This is a genomic window from Shinella sp. R2-11, from assembly GCF_055330205.1.
On sequence record NZ_JBVAPC010000008.1, the window covers coordinates 267,404 to 284,200 of the forward strand.

The 16,797-nt window shown below is 62.5% G+C and carries 17 protein-coding genes; 10 read left to right on the top strand and 7 right to left on the bottom strand.

Annotated elements, in window-relative coordinates; genetic code table 11:
• Positions 1-85 precede the first annotated feature (85 nt).
• Complete coding sequence (locus ACZ1A1_RS20235) at positions 86-2,959, bottom strand: Rne/Rng family ribonuclease (protein ID WP_463621316.1); 2,874 nt, start codon at positions 2,957-2,959, stop codon at positions 86-88.
• Between the two features lie 652 nt (positions 2,960-3,611).
• On the opposite strand from ACZ1A1_RS20235, the gene ACZ1A1_RS20240 reads away from it, so the two are divergent.
• From ACZ1A1_RS20240 to prfB, 4 genes are all read left to right on the top strand, one after another.
• Positions 3,612-4,838, top strand: coding sequence for an N-acetylmuramoyl-L-alanine amidase (locus ACZ1A1_RS20240; RefSeq protein WP_463621317.1), 1,227 nt, complete (start codon positions 3,612-3,614; stop codon positions 4,836-4,838).
• Between the two features lie 284 nt (positions 4,839-5,122).
• Positions 5,123-7,573, top strand: coding sequence for a penicillin-binding protein 1A (locus ACZ1A1_RS20245; protein WP_463621318.1), 2,451 nt, complete (start codon positions 5,123-5,125; stop codon positions 7,571-7,573).
• A 78-nt stretch (positions 7,574-7,651) separates the two neighbouring features.
• Positions 7,652-8,017, top strand: coding sequence for a hypothetical protein (locus tag ACZ1A1_RS20250; protein WP_463621319.1), 366 nt, complete (start codon positions 7,652-7,654; stop codon positions 8,015-8,017).
• Positions 8,018-8,149: 132 nt separating this feature from the next.
• Positions 8,150-9,281 (top strand): peptide chain release factor 2 gene (prfB, locus tag ACZ1A1_RS20255; protein ID WP_463621320.1). Its coding sequence is split into 2 segments (ribosomal slippage): positions 8,150-8,218 and positions 8,220-9,281, totalling 1,131 coding nucleotides; the frame shifts between segments, so codons are not numbered across the junction.
• Positions 9,282-9,327: 46 nt separating this feature from the next.
• Here the strand turns inward: prfB and ACZ1A1_RS20260 are convergent.
• The 6 genes from ACZ1A1_RS20260 to ACZ1A1_RS20285 form a co-directional block, all read right to left on the bottom strand.
• The gene (locus ACZ1A1_RS20260) at positions 9,328-9,792 is read right to left on the bottom strand and encodes a hypothetical protein (RefSeq protein ID WP_463621321.1); all 465 of its coding nucleotides are present in this window, start codon (positions 9,790-9,792) and stop codon (positions 9,328-9,330) included.
• Between the two features lie 31 nt (positions 9,793-9,823).
• A complete protein-coding gene (locus ACZ1A1_RS20265) occupies positions 9,824-10,597 on the bottom strand; it encodes an NAD kinase (protein ID WP_313196374.1) in 774 nt (257 codons plus the stop codon).
• 210 nt (positions 10,598-10,807) lie between these two features.
• Positions 10,808-10,999, bottom strand: a complete 192-nt coding sequence (locus tag ACZ1A1_RS20270; protein WP_313196375.1) for a hypothetical protein — start codon at positions 10,997-10,999, stop codon at positions 10,808-10,810.
• 199 nt (positions 11,000-11,198) lie between these two features.
• Positions 11,199-11,387 carry a hypothetical protein gene (locus ACZ1A1_RS20275; RefSeq protein ID WP_415212592.1) on the bottom strand — a complete coding sequence of 63 codons (189 nt, stop codon included), beginning with the start codon at positions 11,385-11,387 and terminating at the stop codon, positions 11,199-11,201.
• Positions 11,384-11,554 carry a hypothetical protein gene (locus ACZ1A1_RS20280; protein ID WP_463621322.1) on the bottom strand — a complete coding sequence of 57 codons (171 nt, stop codon included), beginning with the start codon at positions 11,552-11,554 and terminating at the stop codon, positions 11,384-11,386. The genes ACZ1A1_RS20275 and ACZ1A1_RS20280 overlap by 4 nt, the downstream gene beginning before the upstream one ends.
• Before the next feature lie 88 nt (positions 11,555-11,642).
• Complete coding sequence (locus ACZ1A1_RS20285; protein ID WP_463621323.1) at positions 11,643-11,768, bottom strand: hypothetical protein; 126 nt, start codon at positions 11,766-11,768, stop codon at positions 11,643-11,645.
• A gap of 433 nt (positions 11,769-12,201) precedes the next feature.
• Between ACZ1A1_RS20285 and ACZ1A1_RS20290 the strand changes: the two genes are divergently transcribed.
• From ACZ1A1_RS20290 to ACZ1A1_RS20315, 6 genes are all read left to right on the top strand, one after another.
• Complete coding sequence (locus tag ACZ1A1_RS20290; protein WP_463621324.1) at positions 12,202-13,560, top strand: tyrosine-type recombinase/integrase; 1,359 nt, start codon at positions 12,202-12,204, stop codon at positions 13,558-13,560.
• Between the two features lie 139 nt (positions 13,561-13,699).
• On the top strand, positions 13,700-13,897 hold the full coding sequence (locus ACZ1A1_RS20295) for a helix-turn-helix transcriptional regulator (protein ID WP_463621325.1): 198 nt from the start codon (positions 13,700-13,702) through the stop codon (positions 13,895-13,897).
• Positions 13,898-14,147: 250 nt separating this feature from the next.
• Positions 14,148-14,342, top strand: coding sequence for a helix-turn-helix transcriptional regulator (locus ACZ1A1_RS20300; RefSeq protein ID WP_463621327.1), 195 nt, complete (start codon positions 14,148-14,150; stop codon positions 14,340-14,342).
• Positions 14,339-14,527, top strand: coding sequence for a hypothetical protein (locus ACZ1A1_RS20305; protein ID WP_463621329.1), 189 nt, complete (start codon positions 14,339-14,341; stop codon positions 14,525-14,527). The genes ACZ1A1_RS20300 and ACZ1A1_RS20305 overlap by 4 nt, the downstream gene beginning before the upstream one ends.
• 193 nt (positions 14,528-14,720) lie before the next feature.
• A complete protein-coding gene (locus tag ACZ1A1_RS20310; RefSeq protein WP_463621331.1) occupies positions 14,721-15,659 on the top strand; it encodes a hypothetical protein in 939 nt (312 codons plus the stop codon).
• Positions 15,660-16,345: 686 nt separating this feature from the next.
• Complete coding sequence (locus ACZ1A1_RS20315) at positions 16,346-16,582, top strand: hypothetical protein (protein WP_463621332.1); 237 nt, start codon at positions 16,346-16,348, stop codon at positions 16,580-16,582.
• Positions 16,583-16,797: the final 215 nt, after the last annotated feature.

Consider the following 16,797-nt stretch of genomic DNA (forward strand, 5'->3'; position numbering starts at 1 on the left):
AGGAGGGCGCAACCACCCGATTCCAGCGCAAGAAAAAGGCCCGGTTTTCACCGGGCCTCTTCAATTCCGTAATGCAGGCAGCTTCTTAGAAGAAGCCGCGGCGCTGCCACCAGCCGCCCTTCTTGGGCTTTTCGGGCTCGTCTTCCGGCGCGCCTTCCTTGGCGGTGGAGGACTTCACCACCGGTTCGGAGGCGATGTTGCTGATGTCGCGGTTCGCGCGGACCGGCTTCGCCGGCTCGGCGAGGTCGGCGGCGGCCGTCTCGACTTCCGGTTCGGCCGGCGTCGCTTCGGCTTCCGGCTCGGCCGGAACCGGTGCGGGCTGCGCCTCGATCTCGCTGCGGGCAGCTTCGTCGGTCGGCGTTTCGGCGGCGGCCTTGGCGCGGCTGCGGCGTGCGCGCTTCGGCTTGGCGGGCGCCTCTTCGGCAACCGGCTCGGCCGGCGCTTCCTCGGCGGCGACCTCTACCTCGGCGACCTCGGCCTCGACGGTGACGACGTCTTCCGCCGCGTCCTCGTCGCTATCGCCGTCGCCTTCGGCCTCGTCGCCGTCCGCTGCTGCTTCCACACCGTCTTCGGGGCGGTTGCGGCGGCCACCGCGCTTGCCGCGGCGGCGGCGCTTGCGGCGCGTTTCGGCCGAATCGCCGGCATCGGCCTGCGTGGTTTCCTGGCCGTCGTCGCCTTCCGCCTCGTCATCGTCGAGGACGTCCTCGTCGCCGGCCTGTTCGCCGCCGAAGGAGGCCGTATCCGTGCCTTCACCGTTCTCGCGGCCGCGACCGCGACGGCGGCGGCGGCGCTTGCGCTTGTTGCGGCCGTTCTCGTCGGAGGAGGCGGACGGCGAGGCCTGGCCCGCAGCGGCGGGACGTGCGTCTTCTTCCTCTTCGTCGATCTCGTCCTCGATCACGACGTCGTCTTCTTCCGGCTCCGGCTCGAAATGCAGGAGCTGTTCGATCTTGACCGGGTTCTCGACAGGCTCGCCGCGATCGATCGCGAAGTGCTGCGCGCCGACATGGGCATCCGCCTCGATGATGATGGCGACGCCGAAGCGGGCCTCATAGTCGATGATCGTCGTGCGCTTGTGGTTGAGCAGGTAGAGCGCGATATCCGGCGTGGTGCGGACGGTGATGTCGTGCGTCGTGTTCTTGAGGAGATATTCCTCGATGCCGCGCAGGACATGCAGCGCGACCGACGACTGCGAGCGGATATGGCCCGTGCCGTTGCAGTGCGGGCAGGTCTGCATGGTCGATTCGAGAACCGAGGCGCGGATGCGCTGGCGCGACATTTCGAGAAGGCCGAAATGCGAGATGCGGCCGACCTGGATGCGCGCGCGGTCGTTCTTCAGATGGTCCTTCAGACGCTTCTCGACGGCCCGGTTGTTGCGCTTCTCCTCCATGTCGATGAAGTCGATGACGACGAGGCCGGCAAGGTCGCGCAGGCGGAGCTGGCGCGCCACTTCCTCGGCGGCTTCCAGGTTCGTCTGGAGCGCGGTCTCCTCGATGGAGTGCTCGCGCGTCGAGCGGCCGGAGTTAACGTCGATCGAGACGAGCGCCTCGGTCTGGTTGATGATGATGTAGCCGCCGGACTTCAGCGTCACCTGCGGCTGCAGCATGCGGTCGAGCTGGGCTTCGATGCCCGAGCGCGAGAAGATCGGATGCACGTCGCGATAGGGCTGGACGACCTTCGCGTGGCTCGGCATCAGCATCTTCATGAAGGCTTTCGCCTCCTTGTAGCCTTCCTCGCCGGCAACGACGATCTCGCTGATGTCCTTGTTGTAGAGGTCGCGGATCGAGCGCTTGATGAGCGAGCCTTCCTCGTAGACGAGGCTGGGGGCGGTGGAGGCGAGCGTCAGCGTGCGGACGTTCTCCCACAGGCGCATCAGGTATTCGAAGTCGCGCTTGACCTCGACGCGGGTGCGGTTCGCGCCGGCGGTGCGCAGGATCACGCCCATGCCCTGCGGAACCTCGAGGTCGCGGGCGATTTCCTTCAGGCGCTTGCGGTCCTGCAGGTTGGTGATCTTGCGGGAAATGCCGCCGCCGCGCGCCGTGTTCGGCATCAGGACGGAGTAGCGGCCGGCGAGCGACAGATACGTGGTCAGCGCCGCGCCCTTGTTGCCGCGCTCTTCCTTGGCGACCTGCACGAGCAGGATCTGGCGGCGCTTGATGACTTCCTGGATGCGGTACTGCTTGCGCGGCTTGCGCTGCGTGCGGTCCGGCACCTCTTCCATGGCGTCCTCGGCGCCGACGGATTCGATGACTTCCTTCTCCTCGCCGCCCTGATCGTCGTCATCGTCGTCGTCGTCGCGGCGACGACGGCGGCCACGCGAACGCTCGGCCGGCTCGGAGATCTCGTCGGTATCGACGGCCATGGCCATCGCGCCGCCGGGCGTCTCGTCGTCGCCTCCTTCGGTGGGAGCAGCGGCCTCTTCCGCGGCCGGGGCTTCTTCCTCGGTCTTCGCCTTGGCCTTGCGGGTGCGGCGGGGCTTCTTCGGCTTTTCGGCCGGCGCTTCCTCGGCGGCAAGATCGGCGGAGGCTTCGGCGACGTCCGGCTCGGCCGGTGCGGCGGCTACGGTTTCCTCGACGGCTGCGGCGGCCTCAATCTCGACCTCGGCCGGCACTTCGATCTCTTCGGAGGCGCGCGTGCCCGTCTCGATCGGCTCGATATCGTCGTCGCGACGATGTTCCTCGGCCTCGGCCTTCAGGAGCGCCTGACGGTCGGCGAGGGGGATCTGGTAGTAATCCGGGTGGATTTCGGCGAAGGCCAGGAAGCCGTGGCGGTTGCCGCCGTAATCGACGAAGGCCGCCTGGAGCGACGGTTCGACGCGCGTGACCTTGGCAAGGTAGATATTGCCGCGGATCTGCTTCTTGTATTGGGATTCGAAGTCGAATTCTTCTATGCGGTTCCCGCGTACGACGACAACCCGCGTCTCCTCAGCGTGAGACGCATCGATAAGCATTTTCTCTGCCATGTAATTTGAGCTCCTCGGCGCAGCCGCAATCCTGGCGGCGAGCCGGTCCCTGAAAGGGACGTGCCGGGGGAGGAGTGGGATGCGCCGGATAAGTAAGTTCCCGTCGGGCCCCGGTGAGGGGTAAGCGGACGGAGGGAGGTCGGAACGCATGCGCCCCGATGCCGGTTACCCTCTGATAAAATCCGCCGTGACAACATCAACGTCCAACGAGAATGCCAGTGCCATAGACCTGTTCGGTCCGATGAAATGCCCTTTGGTAAGGGCGTGCGGTGGAAACCCACCTTGACTGTTCCGGCCACCGCCGGTTTACGCGATCTAATCGGCCGGGAAAAAGCAGCGCGACGGCGGATGAAGGCCCGGTTCGGCGCCAAGACCCCGAAGGAGTGGCTGCCTGCTCTAAGCGATTCTATCCCGTCAATTCTTTTTCCCTGATTTTGCTTTTATGGCGGATATGTCACAATGGCAAGGGAAAAGCCAAAAGCGTCATAATCTTGATCGATTTGCCGTGATCTGTGCGTGAACCCGCCGACGGGTGTGCGCGGCAAGCTTCGGTTAACCATATGGGGGCATCTATAGGCCTTGTCCAGCGCCGCATCGCGCGGTTTCCACGCGTTTGAACGGACTGCAGGTGGTGATGCCGAACCTTCCGACAATGAGCTTTTTCCGCCGTGCGGCGGGCGCGCTTGCCGCTGCCCTCTGCCTTGCGATCCTGTCGCCGGCGCTTGCCGCCTCCGCTTCCGCCTCCGCCGCGCCGCTGCTCGCCTTCGGCGCCCGCATTGCCGGCGATGATGCCCGCACGCGCCTCATCATCGACTTCGATCGCAAGCCGGACTTCAAGGTCCACTATGTCGCCAATCCCTACCGCGTCTTGATCGACCTGCCGGAGACCGATTTCGGCATCAAGCCGGACGAGCTGGATGCGCGCGGCATCTTCTCCGACATCCGCTACGGCACCATGGCAGAGGGCCGCTCCCGCATCGTGCTGACCGCCTCGCGTCCCGTCGGCGTGGTACTGGCGGAAGTGCAGGAAGAGCAGGGGGCGGCAAGCTACCGGCTCGTCATCGACACGGCGATCGTCACGGGCGAGGTCTTCCAGGGCCAGATGGAAAAGCAGAGCTGGCAGCAGGCCTCCGCCCCCGCCGGCGAGCAGCCATCGGTCATCCTGCCGGGCGGCAAGGCGGATGGCCCCTTCGTCATCGCGGTCGATGCCGGCCACGGCGGCATCGACAACGGCGCGCGCGGCGCCACCACCAAGACGGAGGAGAAGAACGTCACGCTCGCCTTCGCCCGCCAGCTTGCCGAGGCGCTGAACAGGCTGCCCGGCACGCGCGCCATCCTGACGCGCGACAAGGACGAGTTCCTGTCGCTCTCCCAGCGCGTACAGCTTGCCCGCAGCGAGGGCGCGAATCTCCTCATCTCCATCCATGCCGATACGCTGAAGCAGAAGGACATCCGCGGCGCGACGGTCTACACGATCTCCGACAAGGCCTCCGACAGCCTCGCCGCAAGCCTTGCCGAGCGCGAGAACCTTTCCGACCAGATCGCCGGCATCGCCTTCGTGGACGAGCCGGCCGAAGTGGCCGACATCCTGCTGGACCTCACCCGCCGCGAGACGCAGGCCTTCTCCATCAATCTCGCCGAGAGCGTCGTCGGCAAGTTCAAAGACGAGGTGCTGCTGATCAACAATCCGCACCGCCATGCCGGCTTCCGCGTGCTGACGGCGCCCGACGTGCCCTCGATCCTGCTGGAGCTCGGCTTCCTGTCGAACAAGGAGGACGAGCAATTGCTGGTCGATCCGGTATGGCAGAAGAAGGTTGCCGGCCTTATCGCCAAGGCGGTGGAGGAATACCGGGCGACGGTCGTCGCGAACGGCGGTTAAGCCTATCCGGCGGATGGCCGAGACGCGGGCGGGCAGGCATGCTATTTTCGCCCGTGTCGGCCTGTGCCGGAAAAGTGACAGCGGCCGCCATTGTGCGGTGGCGAAGGCCCGACGCATGCTGTAAGCCCTATTTTCCTCACATTCCGATCGCTAGACCGGATCGGGAAAAATGGGGACGACTCGTCTTCGACAGGCAAGGCGCGGCACAAGAGGCCGGGGCGGCTCGGCCGGGCGGCAGGATCGCCCGATGACATTATAAGACATAAGGCATCGGTAACTGGCTCATGATCAGACTGATTGGATATTTCTTCGGGATTGGCGCCGTGTTCTTTCTCGGCGTGGCGGGGGCGGTCGCCCTCTATCTCGCAAGTGTGGCCAAGGATCTTCCCGATTATGAGGTCTTGAACAACTACGCCCCGCCGGTGACGACCCGCGTGCACGCCGGCAACGGCGCTCTGATGGCCGAATATGCCCGCGAACGCCGCCTCTACCTGCCGATCCAGGCAATCCCCGACCGCGTGAAGGCCGCCTTCCTCTCGGCGGAAGACAAGAACTTCTACCAGCATCCCGGCGTCGACGTGACGGGCCTCTTCCGCGCCATCATGGTCAACGTACAGAACATGGGTTCCGGCCGCCGCCCGGTCGGCGCCTCCACCATCACGCAGCAGGTCGCCAAGAACTTCCTCCTGTCCTCCGACCAGACGATGGACCGCAAGGTCAAGGAGGCGATCCTCTCCTTCCGCATCGAGCAGGCCTATTCCAAGGACCGCATCCTCGAGCTCTACCTCAACGAGATCTTCTTCGGCCTGAATTCCTACGGCATCGCCGGCGCGGCGCTCACCTATTTCGACAAGTCCGTCACCGAGCTTACCATCGCCGAGAGCGCCTATCTCGCCTCCCTGCCGAAGGGGCCGTCGAACTACCATCCCTTCCGCCACCCGGACGCCGCGCTGGAGCGCCGCAACTGGGTGATCGACCGCATGGTCGAGAACGGCTATGTCACGCAGAGCGACGGCGCGGAAGCCAAGGCCCAGCCGCTCGGCGTCACGCCGCGCCACCGCGGGACCTACCTCTTCGCCTCCGATTATTTCTCGGAGGAAGTCCGCCGCCAGATCATCGACCGCTACGGCGACAACGCCCTTTACGAAGGCGGCCTTTCGGTCCGCACCTCGCTCGACCCGCGCATCCAGGTCGCGGCCCGCAAGGCGCTGCAGCACGGCCTCCTGAGCTATGACGAGCGCCGCGGCTTCCATGGGCCCATCAAGACCATCGAGGTCGGCGGCGACTGGGGCCCGGCGCTCGCCAAGGTCGACGCCTTCTCCGACGTGCCGGAATGGAAGCTCGCGGTCGTCCTCGCCGTCGACGACAACGGTGCCGATATCGGCCTGCAACCGAGCAAGGAGGCGTCCGGCAAGGTCGTCGCCGAGCGCGTGACCGGCCGCATCGAGGCCAAGAACATGAGCTGGGCCTATCGCTCGGCCAAGGGCGACCGCAAGACGGCGAAGTCCCCGGCGGGCGTCTTCGAGGTCGGCGACGTCGTCTATGTCGAGCCGACCGAGGACGGCAACTCCTACCGCCTGCGCCAGCCGCCGAAGGTCCAGGGCGGCCTCGTCGCCATGGATCCGCATACCGGCCGCGTGCTCGCCATGGTCGGCGGCTTCTCCTACGGCCAGTCGGAATTCAATCGCGCCACGCAGGCGATGCGCCAGCCGGGTTCGTCCTTCAAGCCCTTCGTCTACGCCGCCGCGCTCGACAACGGCTACACGCCCGCCTCGGTGATCCTCGACGCGCCCTTCGAGATGGTCTCGGGCGGCCAGGTCTGGCGCCCGCAGAACTACGGCGGCGGCTCGGCAGGCCCCTCGACGCTGCGCCTCGGCATCGAGCGCTCGCGCAATCTGATGACCGTTCGCCTCGCCAACGACATGGGCATGAACCTCGTCGCCGAATATGCCGAGCGCTTCGGCATCTACGACAAGATGCTGCCCGTTCTGGCAATGTCGCTCGGCTCGGGCGAGACGACCGTGATGCGCATGGTCTCGGCCTATGCCGTGCTCGCCAATGGCGGCAAGCAGATCAAGCCCTCGCTGATCGACCGCATCCAGGACCGCTACGGCAAGACGATCTTCCGCCACGAGGAACGCACCTGCGAGAACTGCAACGCCAACGACTGGGAAAACCAGTCGGAGCCGGAGCTGGTAGACAACCGCGAGCAGGTGCTCGACCCGATGACCGCTTACCAGATCACCTCAATGATGGAAGGCGTCGTCACGCGCGGCACCGCCGCCGGCAAGATCAAGCTCGACCGCCCGACGGCCGGCAAGACCGGCACGACCAACGACGAGAAGGACGCCTGGTTCGTCGGCTATACGCCGGACCTCGTCGCCGGCCTCTATATCGGCTTCGACAACCCGGCCCCGCTCGGCCGCGGCGGTACCGGCGGCTCGCTCTCCGCGCCGATCTTCAACGAGTTCATGCAGGCCGCCGTCGAAGGCACGCGCCCGACGAAGTTCATCGTGCCGGAAGGCATGAAGTTCATCGCCGTCAACCGCAAGACCGGCATGCAGGCCTATGAGGGCGACCCGGACACGATCATGGAAGCCTTCAAGCCCGGCACCGGCCCGGCCGACGTCTTCTCCGTCATCGGCGGCGACGAATATGCGACGCCCGAAGAAATCCTGAAGAGCTCGCCGCAGGCCAACCAGGCCGTGACAGGCGGCAGCGGCGGACTGTTCTGATACGCTTCTTGGCCCAGCTCCATCGGGGCTGGGCGACTGCTTCGATTGTTATGTTCAGCAAGCAGCTCGGAGTTGGGATTGAAACGGAAAACTAACCGGCGATTGGCGGTCGCGGCATTGGCCGTTCCTGTCGGTTATTTTCTTTTCCTTGAGATGCTGCTTCTTATCGGCCTTTCTACCGTCGGGGAAGATTCCTTGAGGGAGATAGTGCATCGTATCGAAAATCTATTGAAACTGTCCGTGAATCTGTTGTTTCTGGCTGAATTTCTTTTGGCTCCGTTCTTGTTTTTGTTTGCCTTTAATTACCTCTGGGTTTCTTTTCGTTCTATCGCGCCCCTTGAGTATGAGCAGGTCGTAGCCAACTTCCCTCTGCTTTTCTGGGACGAGCTGGTTGCAGAGCAGAAAGCCAAGCGTGAAGCCGTTCCGTTGAGGCCATCGACGTAACAATACCAGCCAGATCGGCCGCTATGCCATTGGAGGAGCCCGCCGGCTTGCCTCGTTCACGCGGGGCTTTACATCCGCGCCCGCCCTCTCTATTTCGGGGCCACCGAAACCTGAAGCATCGAAGAAACGGACATGCGCGCGGAAATCGAGAATATCGTCGACGAAATCAAGCAGGCCATAAGCCTGCTGAGGAGGCATCTTTGACTGGGATCAGGCGGTAAGACGACTGGACTGGTTGAACAACAAGGCGGAGGATCCCACCCTCTGGAACGATGCCCAGGAAGCCCAGAAGCTGATGCGCGAGCGCCAGCAGCTTGACGAGGGCATCAACGGCGTGAAGGCCATCGAGCAGCAGCTCCGGGACAATGTCGAGCTGATCGAGCTCGGCGAGGAAGAGGGCGACGCTTCGATCGTCAAGGACGCCGAGGAAGCGCTGAAGGTGCTCAAGGCCGAGGCCGCGCGCAAGCAGGTCGAGGCCATGCTTTCGGGCGAGGCGGACGGCAACGACACCTATCTCGAAGTGCATTCGGGCGCCGGCGGCACGGAAAGCCAGGATTGGGCGAACATGCTCCTGCGCATGTACACCCGCTGGGCGGAACGCTCCGGCTACAAGGTCGAGCTGCTGGAAATCCACGACGGCGAAGAGGCCGGCATCAAGTCCGCGACCATGCTCGTCAAGGGCCACAATGCCTATGGCTGGCTCAAGACCGAATCGGGCGTGCATCGCCTGGTGCGCATCTCGCCCTATGACAGCAATGCGCGGCGCCACACCTCGTTCTCGTCGATCTGGGTCTATCCGGTCGTCGACGACACGATCAACATCGAGGTGAACGAGAGCGACTGCCGCATCGACACCTATCGTTCGTCGGGCGCCGGCGGCCAGCACGTCAACACGACCGACTCGGCCGTGCGCATCACGCATATCCCGACCGGCATCGTGGTCGCCTGCCAGCAGGAACGCTCGCAGCACAAGAACCGCGCCAAGGCGTGGGACATGCTGCGCGCCCGTCTCTACGAGGCGGAGCTGAAGAAGCGCGAGGATGCCGCCAACGCCGAATCCGCCTCCAAGACGGACATCGGCTGGGGCCATCAGATCCGCTCCTACGTGCTGCAGCCCTACCAGCTCGTCAAGGATCTCAGGACCGGCGTCGAAAGTTCGGCTCCGTCGGATGTGCTCGACGGCAAGATCGACGAGTTCATGGAAGCTGCGCTCGCCCACCGCGTCAATGGCGGTGCGGACGCGGTCGTCGACGACCTGAACTGAGACCTGCCGGATACGACATGGAAAACGGGCGCTTCGGCGCCCGTTTTCAGTTCGTCGCGCGCTCGACCTTGATCTCGCCGAGATCGTCGATCAGCACGGTCCAGCTTTCGGGCTCGGCGGCCTTGGGATCGGTCTTCAGGTAGACGGTGGCGAAGAGGCCGGGCTCGGCGGTGATGCCGGAGGAGTTTTCCGGGCGGATGTCGGTCACGTAGGGCTTCAGCGCCGAGAATTCCTCGAGGACTGTCGAGGAGGCGATCTTCGGGCCGTCGTCGGTCGCCTCGATCTGCTGGAGATGGACCTGCGCCGTGCCGTCCGGCTGGCGCACGGCGGCGAGCTTGTAATAGCCGCGGCGCATCGTACCTTCCGCGGCATCCTCGGCGGGCTCCTCCCAGAAGCCGGTGCTCACGACGAAGGTAACGGTTTCCGGAACGGGCGTCTCGTCCGCGGCGAAGGCGGCGGAGCCGGTGAGGAGGAGGAAGGCGAGGGCGCTGGCGAGCCGGTGCCGTCTCATGGCGAACTCCTGTCCTGATGCTGTCGCACCGTCAGTAATCGAATTGTTCGGCAAGAATCCGGTCGGACCAGGAATGATCCGGATCGGAGAGGATGCGCGCGGAAAGGCCGATCGATTCCGCGATGCGCACCGTCGTCACGGACTTGACCTCGGTATTGTCGGCGACCGCGTTGACCGGACGCTTCTCCGCCTCCAGCACCTCGATCTCCACCGTCACCTTGTTGGGCAGCAGCGCGCCGCGCCAGCGGCGGGGCCGGAAGGCGCTGACGGGCGTCAGGGCGAGGAGCGGGGCCTCCAGCGGCAGGATCGGGCCGTGGGCGGAAAGGTTGTAGGCTGTCGAGCCTGCCGGCGTCGCCAGAAGGAGGCCGTCGCAGATCAGCTCCTCCAGCCGCACGCGCCCGTCGACGCTGACGCGCAGCTTGGCGGCCTGGTAGGACTGGCGGAAGAGGTAGACCTCGTTGATGGCGAGCGCCCGGCGCTCCTGGCCGCTCGCATCGCCTGTCGTCATCTCCAGCGGGCGGAAGGCGTTTTCCACCGCGCCGTCGATTCGCCCCGCAAGGTCCTTCGTGTCGAAGCGGTTCATCAGGAACCCGACCGAGCCGCGGTTCATGCCGTAGACGGGCTTGCCGGAATTCATCGTCGTGTGCAGCGTCTGCAGCATGAAGCCGTCGCCGCCGAGCGCCACGATCACGTCGGCCTCCTCCGGGTCCGTATTGCCGTAGATGGCGATCAGCTCGTCGCGCGCTTCCTGTGCTTCGGGGGCCTGCGAGGCCACGAAGGAGAAGGAGGTGAAATTACGCGTCATGCCCTGATCCGCATCCTCGCTGCAAAGCCTCGTCCGGGTGCCGCCCGCTTTCCACGCCACAGTTCCCTGTGCCCGCGCGATTCCCCCGCAGACGCGCTTCGCGCATATGCCGGAATTGCCCGGGCCGGTCTTTGTCGCATGCCTTTACGGCACGCGCATCTGAAAAATATGACAGGGATGCCGGTGAAGGGCGCCGCCGGCAGGTCGTACTCAGGATTTTCCGCCGGCCTGCGCCTCGAGGCGCTTGAGCACGGCCTGTCCCGCGGCGGCCGCCTGGAGCGGATTGGCGAAGGGGCCGTTCACCGGATAGGTGACGCCGCGATAGGTCAGCGCGAAGAAATAACGTCCCTTGCTGTCCTTCTCCACCGTGACCTTGGAAACCGGTTCCTTGTCTGCCGCCACGTCCGTTCCTCCGCATGATCGCCCCGCGCCATGCCGCCATCGGCAGCGATCGCAGGACAGGTGCCCCAGGGCACCGGGTTCGAGCTACAGACGCCTATAGGACAGGTGAGGGCGCACGGCAATGCGCCGAAGCTGATGGAATTGCCCGTCAGGCACGCAGCTTCCACAGGGGCGACCTGTTCGCGGCCTGTCTGGAGACCTAACCAGCCCGGCCATGCCGCAGGCCGTCGCATCGGCGCGCCATGATCATCGTCGCGATGGCCAGCCGTTCCTCGACGGCATCGCGCTCGGCGATCATCGTGCGCAGCGCTTCCAACGCGTCTCCATTGTGAAGCGCAAGAATCTCGGCTGCTTCCTCGCGCCCGGTGGGTGAACGGAACACGGTCATTGCAGCCGCAGCTCCAATTGTTTCTTGCCCTTCAGCACATAGAGCGGCTTGGCGACGGCCGCGGCCTTGCGCTGGAGTTCGAGACGGTTCTGCATCTGCCGCTCCCGCAGCGACCGGCAGGCTTCAAGGATGGCATTTCCACGTTCGAGCGTATCGTTCCGCATCATCGTATCCTCCGATGTTCTCTTTATGTTCTGATTTTCGACAAACGTCAAGAGACGGATCGGCAAGCCGGCCGGAAGAGGAGAGGCAGCCTCAAAGCGTGGTGCGAACGAAATGGGAAACGTTCCGCACGGCCTGCTGCGTATAGGCGCCATGGTTTTGCGTGAAGTCCCAGACGAGGGCGCAGGCGAAGGCGAAGACGGCGATGACGTATCTCATGGGCACCCCGGAAACGAGAGGAATGCGCTGAAGGAAACGATCGGAAAAGGTCCGAACCATGAGGTCCGGCCTTTTCGCGCATGGTGGAGCCTCTCACGAGCGAAGTCCATTTAAATTTAGATTTTTCTCATGAACGGCCGGCGAATACCTAACGGAAGGATAAGGAACCGGCGCACAGGCAGCGAAAGCGTGCCGCGACGGTACAAATCCACATTCATGTAAGGAAAAGTGGTGCCCCCACCAGGACTCGAACCCGGGACCCCCTGATTACAAATCAGTTAGCCTAAGGGTTCTTTAAGTTTCATACCGGGTCCTTTGGTTCCGTGCAATATCTGAAAAGGCTTGCAAATCCGGCATTTTGTGTTTCTTTTGGTTCCTTCTGATTTCGCCAGTGCCCAGCGCTTTCGTTGCCCAGATGTTGCCCGGAGGGAAGATGCCAAAAGAAAACCTCACTGATCGCCGCCTCCGCGCGCTGAAGCCAGCGCCCGCCGGCACCGACCGATACGAGATACAAGATGGAATTGTGCCGGGTCTTCTCATCCGTGTCACTGAAGCCGGCAAGAAATCCTTCGCGCTGCTGGCGCGCTTCCCAGGCAAATCGAATCCTACTCGCCGCCTGATCGGTGAATACGGTGCGATCTCGCTCGAGGACGCTCGCACCACTGCGCGAGCCTGGATCGAAATGGTGGGGAAAGGTGTTGATCCGAAGGTCCAGCTTGCCGAAGCCAAGTCCAAGGAAGTTGAACGTCAAGGCCACACATTGGGGAAAGCGGTCGAGACCTATATCGAAACCGCTGTTATCGGGCCTGATCCCGACAAGCCCCTTCTCCGTCAAGGCTTGGAGGTTGCTCGCTGCCTCCGGTTGGAGTTCGTGAATGATCGGATAGACCCGCGGCCGGGCAAGAAGAAGCGCGAAGGCCTTGGCAAGAGGCCGATTTCCGGCATCACGAAATCAGACATCATGCAGATCATCGACGATGCCATCGCGCGCGGCTCGAAGACGATGGCGCATAACCTTCTTGCCTATGGCCGAGCGTTCTTCAATTGGGCGGTGGATTCGGAGAAGTATGGGATCGAGGCATCGCCGTGCGACCGTATCAAGCCGAAGAAGGCGATCGGGAAGAAGAACAAGCGATCGCGAATTCTGGATGACGACGAGATAGCAGCGTTCTGGGAGGCCACTGAGATCATGGGCTATCCCTACGGCTCCGCCTATAGGGTGCTGCTCCTTTCGTGCTTGCGCCTAAATGAGGTAGCGGAAGCGCCACGAACAGAGCTGCGCTTGGACAAGAAAATGTGGTCGATAACGAAGGAACGGATGAAGATGAAAAATCCCCATCACGTTCCGCTGAGTGATCTGGCTTTGGATGTGTTTTCCAGCCTGCCACAGTTCAGCGAAGGTCCATATCTCTTCACCACGACGAACGGTGCCAAGCCTCTCAATGGCTTCTCTAAGGCCAAGGCTCGTCTGGATCGCGAAATGCTCGCGGCGCTGAAGCGTAGAGCCGTGCAGGAGGGGCGCGACCCCGAAGCCGTGACTTTGCCGCCATTCGTCAATCACGATCTCCGCCGAACCGCTCGAACTTGGCTGTCAGGATTGAAGGTTCCGAAGGTGATTGCGGAGATGATCCTCGCCCATCTGCAAAAGGATATGGATGCCGTCTACGATCAATGGGCCTTCATTGAGGAGCGGCAGAACGCGCTTCAGCGATGGGCCGATCGGGTTCGTTCGGTCGTCGAGCCAGGTCCGGTCAACGTCGTCTCGCTGGACGGTAGGCGCTCGAGTCTTTGACTCCACGTCAACAATTATTGTATTCAGGGCTTGGTAGATGCCTGCAACTTGGCGTCTGGTTTTTTCGAATATTGGCTATTCCTCAAAATCAGACGCCAAGTTGCACGCCGCTTCCTGACTTCACAGGGAGCACAGTGGCATGCGTCTACTTTCTGCTGAAGGCCTGAAGGCCAAGGGCATCGATTTCTCAAAAACACAGCTCTGGCGCCTCACAAGGGCAGGGAAGTTTCCGCGGCCGGTCTCTATCGGCTTGAAGCGGCGTGCTTGGGTTGAAAATGAAATCGATCAGTGGATTGTCCAGCGTATCGAGGAGCGGGACGGGTCAGGGCGGGCTTGATCCTTTGCCGAATACGATGGATATTGAAGCCAGAAGGTTCCCATTGATTCGTAATGGAGCCGGATGAACCAAAGGAGAAGCCTAGCGACCTCTGCCTAAGACTACGCAAGCCAGCATCCCGGCACATAGGAGTCCGACACGTCTGCGCATTGCATTGGTCATGTAAGATCGAGAGCAAATCTCATCGTGCATAGCCGTGCGTGTGTATTCAGGACCGATGCGAGCCAGGCTGGTATGAAGAGGCAAGGTTATGAGGCTCATTTCTCCCGCAGGGCTGCGCGAAAAAGGCATCGTCTTTTCGAAGAGCCAGCTCTATCGGCTTATGAAAGCCGGAAGATTCCCCAAAACAATTCAGGTCGGTCTCAAGCGCGTTGCTTGGGTTGAGGCCGAAATCGACGAATGGATCAAGGAGCGCGTCGCCGACCGTGATCGGAGCGCTGCATGATTGGCGCCGATCACGAACACAGCGATTCCGTCGTCGTCGCCGCTCAGTGGCTTGCCGATCAGCGCCAGCCACCGCATCCCATTGTTCCAGCGCTGAAGGAACGGTTCGGATTGTCGGCCCTTGAAGCGTGCGAGGCGATCGCCAGGGCACGTCAGATGACGATCTGCCGGAAGGCATTCGGATGAGGAGGCGAGCTCGGCCCTTCGCAGCTCGTCCACCAAAGGGCAATCAGTCTACGCAGCTCGGGCTTTTCGAAGAGCCGCCGGTGATGATCACGCGCCAATACCGGTGCAGATCATGCGGCTATCAGGGGCCTTATAGGACTCCGGTTGTCGAACCGGCGCGCATCGATTGCTGCAAATGCGGAGGTCGCGTTCGGTGACCAGCCGCGACTACCAGAATATCAATGATCGATTTTTCAAGATCGACGTGGCGGCCGCCCGGGCCGCATGTGCGCTGGGATTGAACCCGGCCGCGGCTTACCTTGTTCTCGCCAGTGGAACACAGAAGGATCATCGAACAACGGCATGGTCTGCCAAGGCCGTGTACGAGCGAACTGGCATGCATGGCACGAAAGCTAAGGAAGCGATCCTGCAGCTCGCCGGCGCCGGGCTGTTGCGTATTGTCAGGGATGGCACTCGTCCACTGTACGAGCTGAATGCTTTTCAAGACCTTGCGCCGGAGGAAGCCTGGCTGCCCCAATCGTTCGTCGGAGCTGCGTCGGACAGCACCAGCGCCATCCGATTTTTCAGACGACAGAGGAGCGCCGGGCCTCTGCTCGCGATGCTCGACGTCTACGGCCGCACCAACATGGACGTTTCCTGCGGTATGGACTGGCGGCAGCCTAGCAACCCCAAACTTCTGTATCAGAAGCGGACGATCCGCGTGACAAATGACTATCGCGTCCATGGTTTTGTGGCACGCGAGTGGGCGGATGGCGATCTGCATTTCGACACACTCAATCAGCTCGTCCAGGCGAAGCAAATCGCCGTTGTTCCGCATATCGTCGAGCACAGCGGGAGCGATGCGGAAATTGTCACCCCTATTGGGCTTGGCTGGAACTCTCGCGACTGGGAGAACCGGATTGGCGCGGCGATGGCGACGGCCGGTCAGGCGATGGTTCGGAATGTCGAATTTAAGCCCGGCGAGATCATTATTCCCTTCCGCAAGCACGATGCCGATATAGAGGTTGTCGGCATCGTCCGGCCGTTCCTGCTGCCGACCACGGCTCCGACACTGAAGTGGGCGGAGAAGAAGGCCGGTTGGACCGCCGACGCCAACCATTACGCCGCCTTGGCGGAGAGCTTCCTCCACTGACGAAGCCAATCGAAATCTTCCGACATTAAGAGCCAAGGCCAATCTTCCGACATTAAGAGATTTCCTCGCTTTCCGACATTAAAGAGATAATAAGGGGACGTTAAAGGCTATGATTATTTCGAGCTTCGCTCTCCATAATCATAAGCCACGGGAGGAGATCACGCTTCGCGCGATCCTCACGCCGGTCCCACGGCTGAATGCGAGCAAACCCGCATAAGTCATTACGACAGCGAAACAATTCGCTTTTTTGCGCCATTTCAAGCTCCAAGCAGGGGGGTCCACCACCTAACATCCGGCTTCAAGACCCTGATCAGCAAAGCCTTTCAGCAATTCGGCAGGCACCCAAGCCGTACAACTGAAGGGGGTAAAGATGCCGGATTGTGGTGTCTCGATCGAGCGGGAGCCTCGTGCGCGTAGGGAATTCCATGCCGATGCCTTGCCCATGGCATCTGAACGGCATAAAGCCGGGAGCAACTGATACGGTATCAGGTGGTTTAAAGACGGATGATGTTGCCAAAGCCCTGAAAAACAGCGATATTGCACGTGCATTGTCTCCAACGATGCTATCGCAACCGCTCACCGGGCAACCCTCGGGCAACTTGGGGAGCGGACCAGGCATCTGAGGAGGCGAGATAGTCGGTTGAGCGATGGCAATCGGCGCGAAGTGGCAACAGGAGACAAGTGCTATGCCCACGAAGGTTCAGGTCCATCGCGTCAACGGCGAAATCTACAACATGGACGGGATTGATGCCCGTGACGCCGTTCGCAACCATCCCGAGGAATACTCGTTCACGCCGTTCCCGGCCGATGTGCAGAAGGCGGCCCGCAAGGATCGCTCCATCGTGCCGTACGTCACGCCGGAGAGCTATCGCACCGGCTCCAATCCCTGGATGGACGGCTTCGTGACGATCCCGAAGGGATGAAGGCATGGTGCTGGCGGCTTAGCCACACCTGCCGCAGGGCCGGCGCACAATGGTAGCTCTTCGCACCCCCACCCCCCTCTTTCTCTGCCGCCGCCGTTCGGGCGGGGGTGGGGGGCAAAATTTGCGCGCGTTGCTGCAGATCCACCCTCACACACGGGTCCTGACCTTCCAGAATTCGGGGTCCATATTTTTCAAACCTTGGAAGTTTCGCCCAT

Coding starts and splice junctions, on each gene's coding strand:
- ACZ1A1_RS20235 (WP_463621316.1), bottom strand. CDS start 2,959: ATGGCAGAGAAAATGCTTATCGATGCGTCTCACGCTGAGGAGACGCGG.
- ACZ1A1_RS20240 (WP_463621317.1), top strand. CDS start 3,612: ATGAGCTTTTTCCGCCGTGCGGCGGGCGCGCTTGCCGCTGCCCTCTGC.
- ACZ1A1_RS20245 (WP_463621318.1), top strand. CDS start 5,123: ATGATCAGACTGATTGGATATTTCTTCGGGATTGGCGCCGTGTTCTTT.
- ACZ1A1_RS20260 (WP_463621321.1), bottom strand. CDS start 9,792: ATGAGACGGCACCGGCTCGCCAGCGCCCTCGCCTTCCTCCTCCTCACC.
- ACZ1A1_RS20265 (WP_313196374.1), bottom strand. CDS start 10,597: ATGACGCGTAATTTCACCTCCTTCTCCTTCGTGGCCTCGCAGGCCCCC.
- ACZ1A1_RS20275 (WP_415212592.1), bottom strand. CDS start 11,387: ATGACCGTGTTCCGTTCACCCACCGGGCGCGAGGAAGCAGCCGAGATT.
- ACZ1A1_RS20280 (WP_463621322.1), bottom strand. CDS start 11,554: ATGATGCGGAACGATACGCTCGAACGTGGAAATGCCATCCTTGAAGCC.
- ACZ1A1_RS20285 (WP_463621323.1), bottom strand. CDS start 11,768: ATGAGATACGTCATCGCCGTCTTCGCCTTCGCCTGCGCCCTCGTCTGG.
- ACZ1A1_RS20290 (WP_463621324.1), top strand. CDS start 12,202: ATGCCAAAAGAAAACCTCACTGATCGCCGCCTCCGCGCGCTGAAGCCA.
- ACZ1A1_RS20295 (WP_463621325.1), top strand. CDS start 13,700: ATGCGTCTACTTTCTGCTGAAGGCCTGAAGGCCAAGGGCATCGATTTC.
- ACZ1A1_RS20300 (WP_463621327.1), top strand. CDS start 14,148: ATGAGGCTCATTTCTCCCGCAGGGCTGCGCGAAAAAGGCATCGTCTTT.
- ACZ1A1_RS20305 (WP_463621329.1), top strand. CDS start 14,339: ATGATTGGCGCCGATCACGAACACAGCGATTCCGTCGTCGTCGCCGCT.
- ACZ1A1_RS20315 (WP_463621332.1), top strand. CDS start 16,346: ATGCCCACGAAGGTTCAGGTCCATCGCGTCAACGGCGAAATCTACAAC.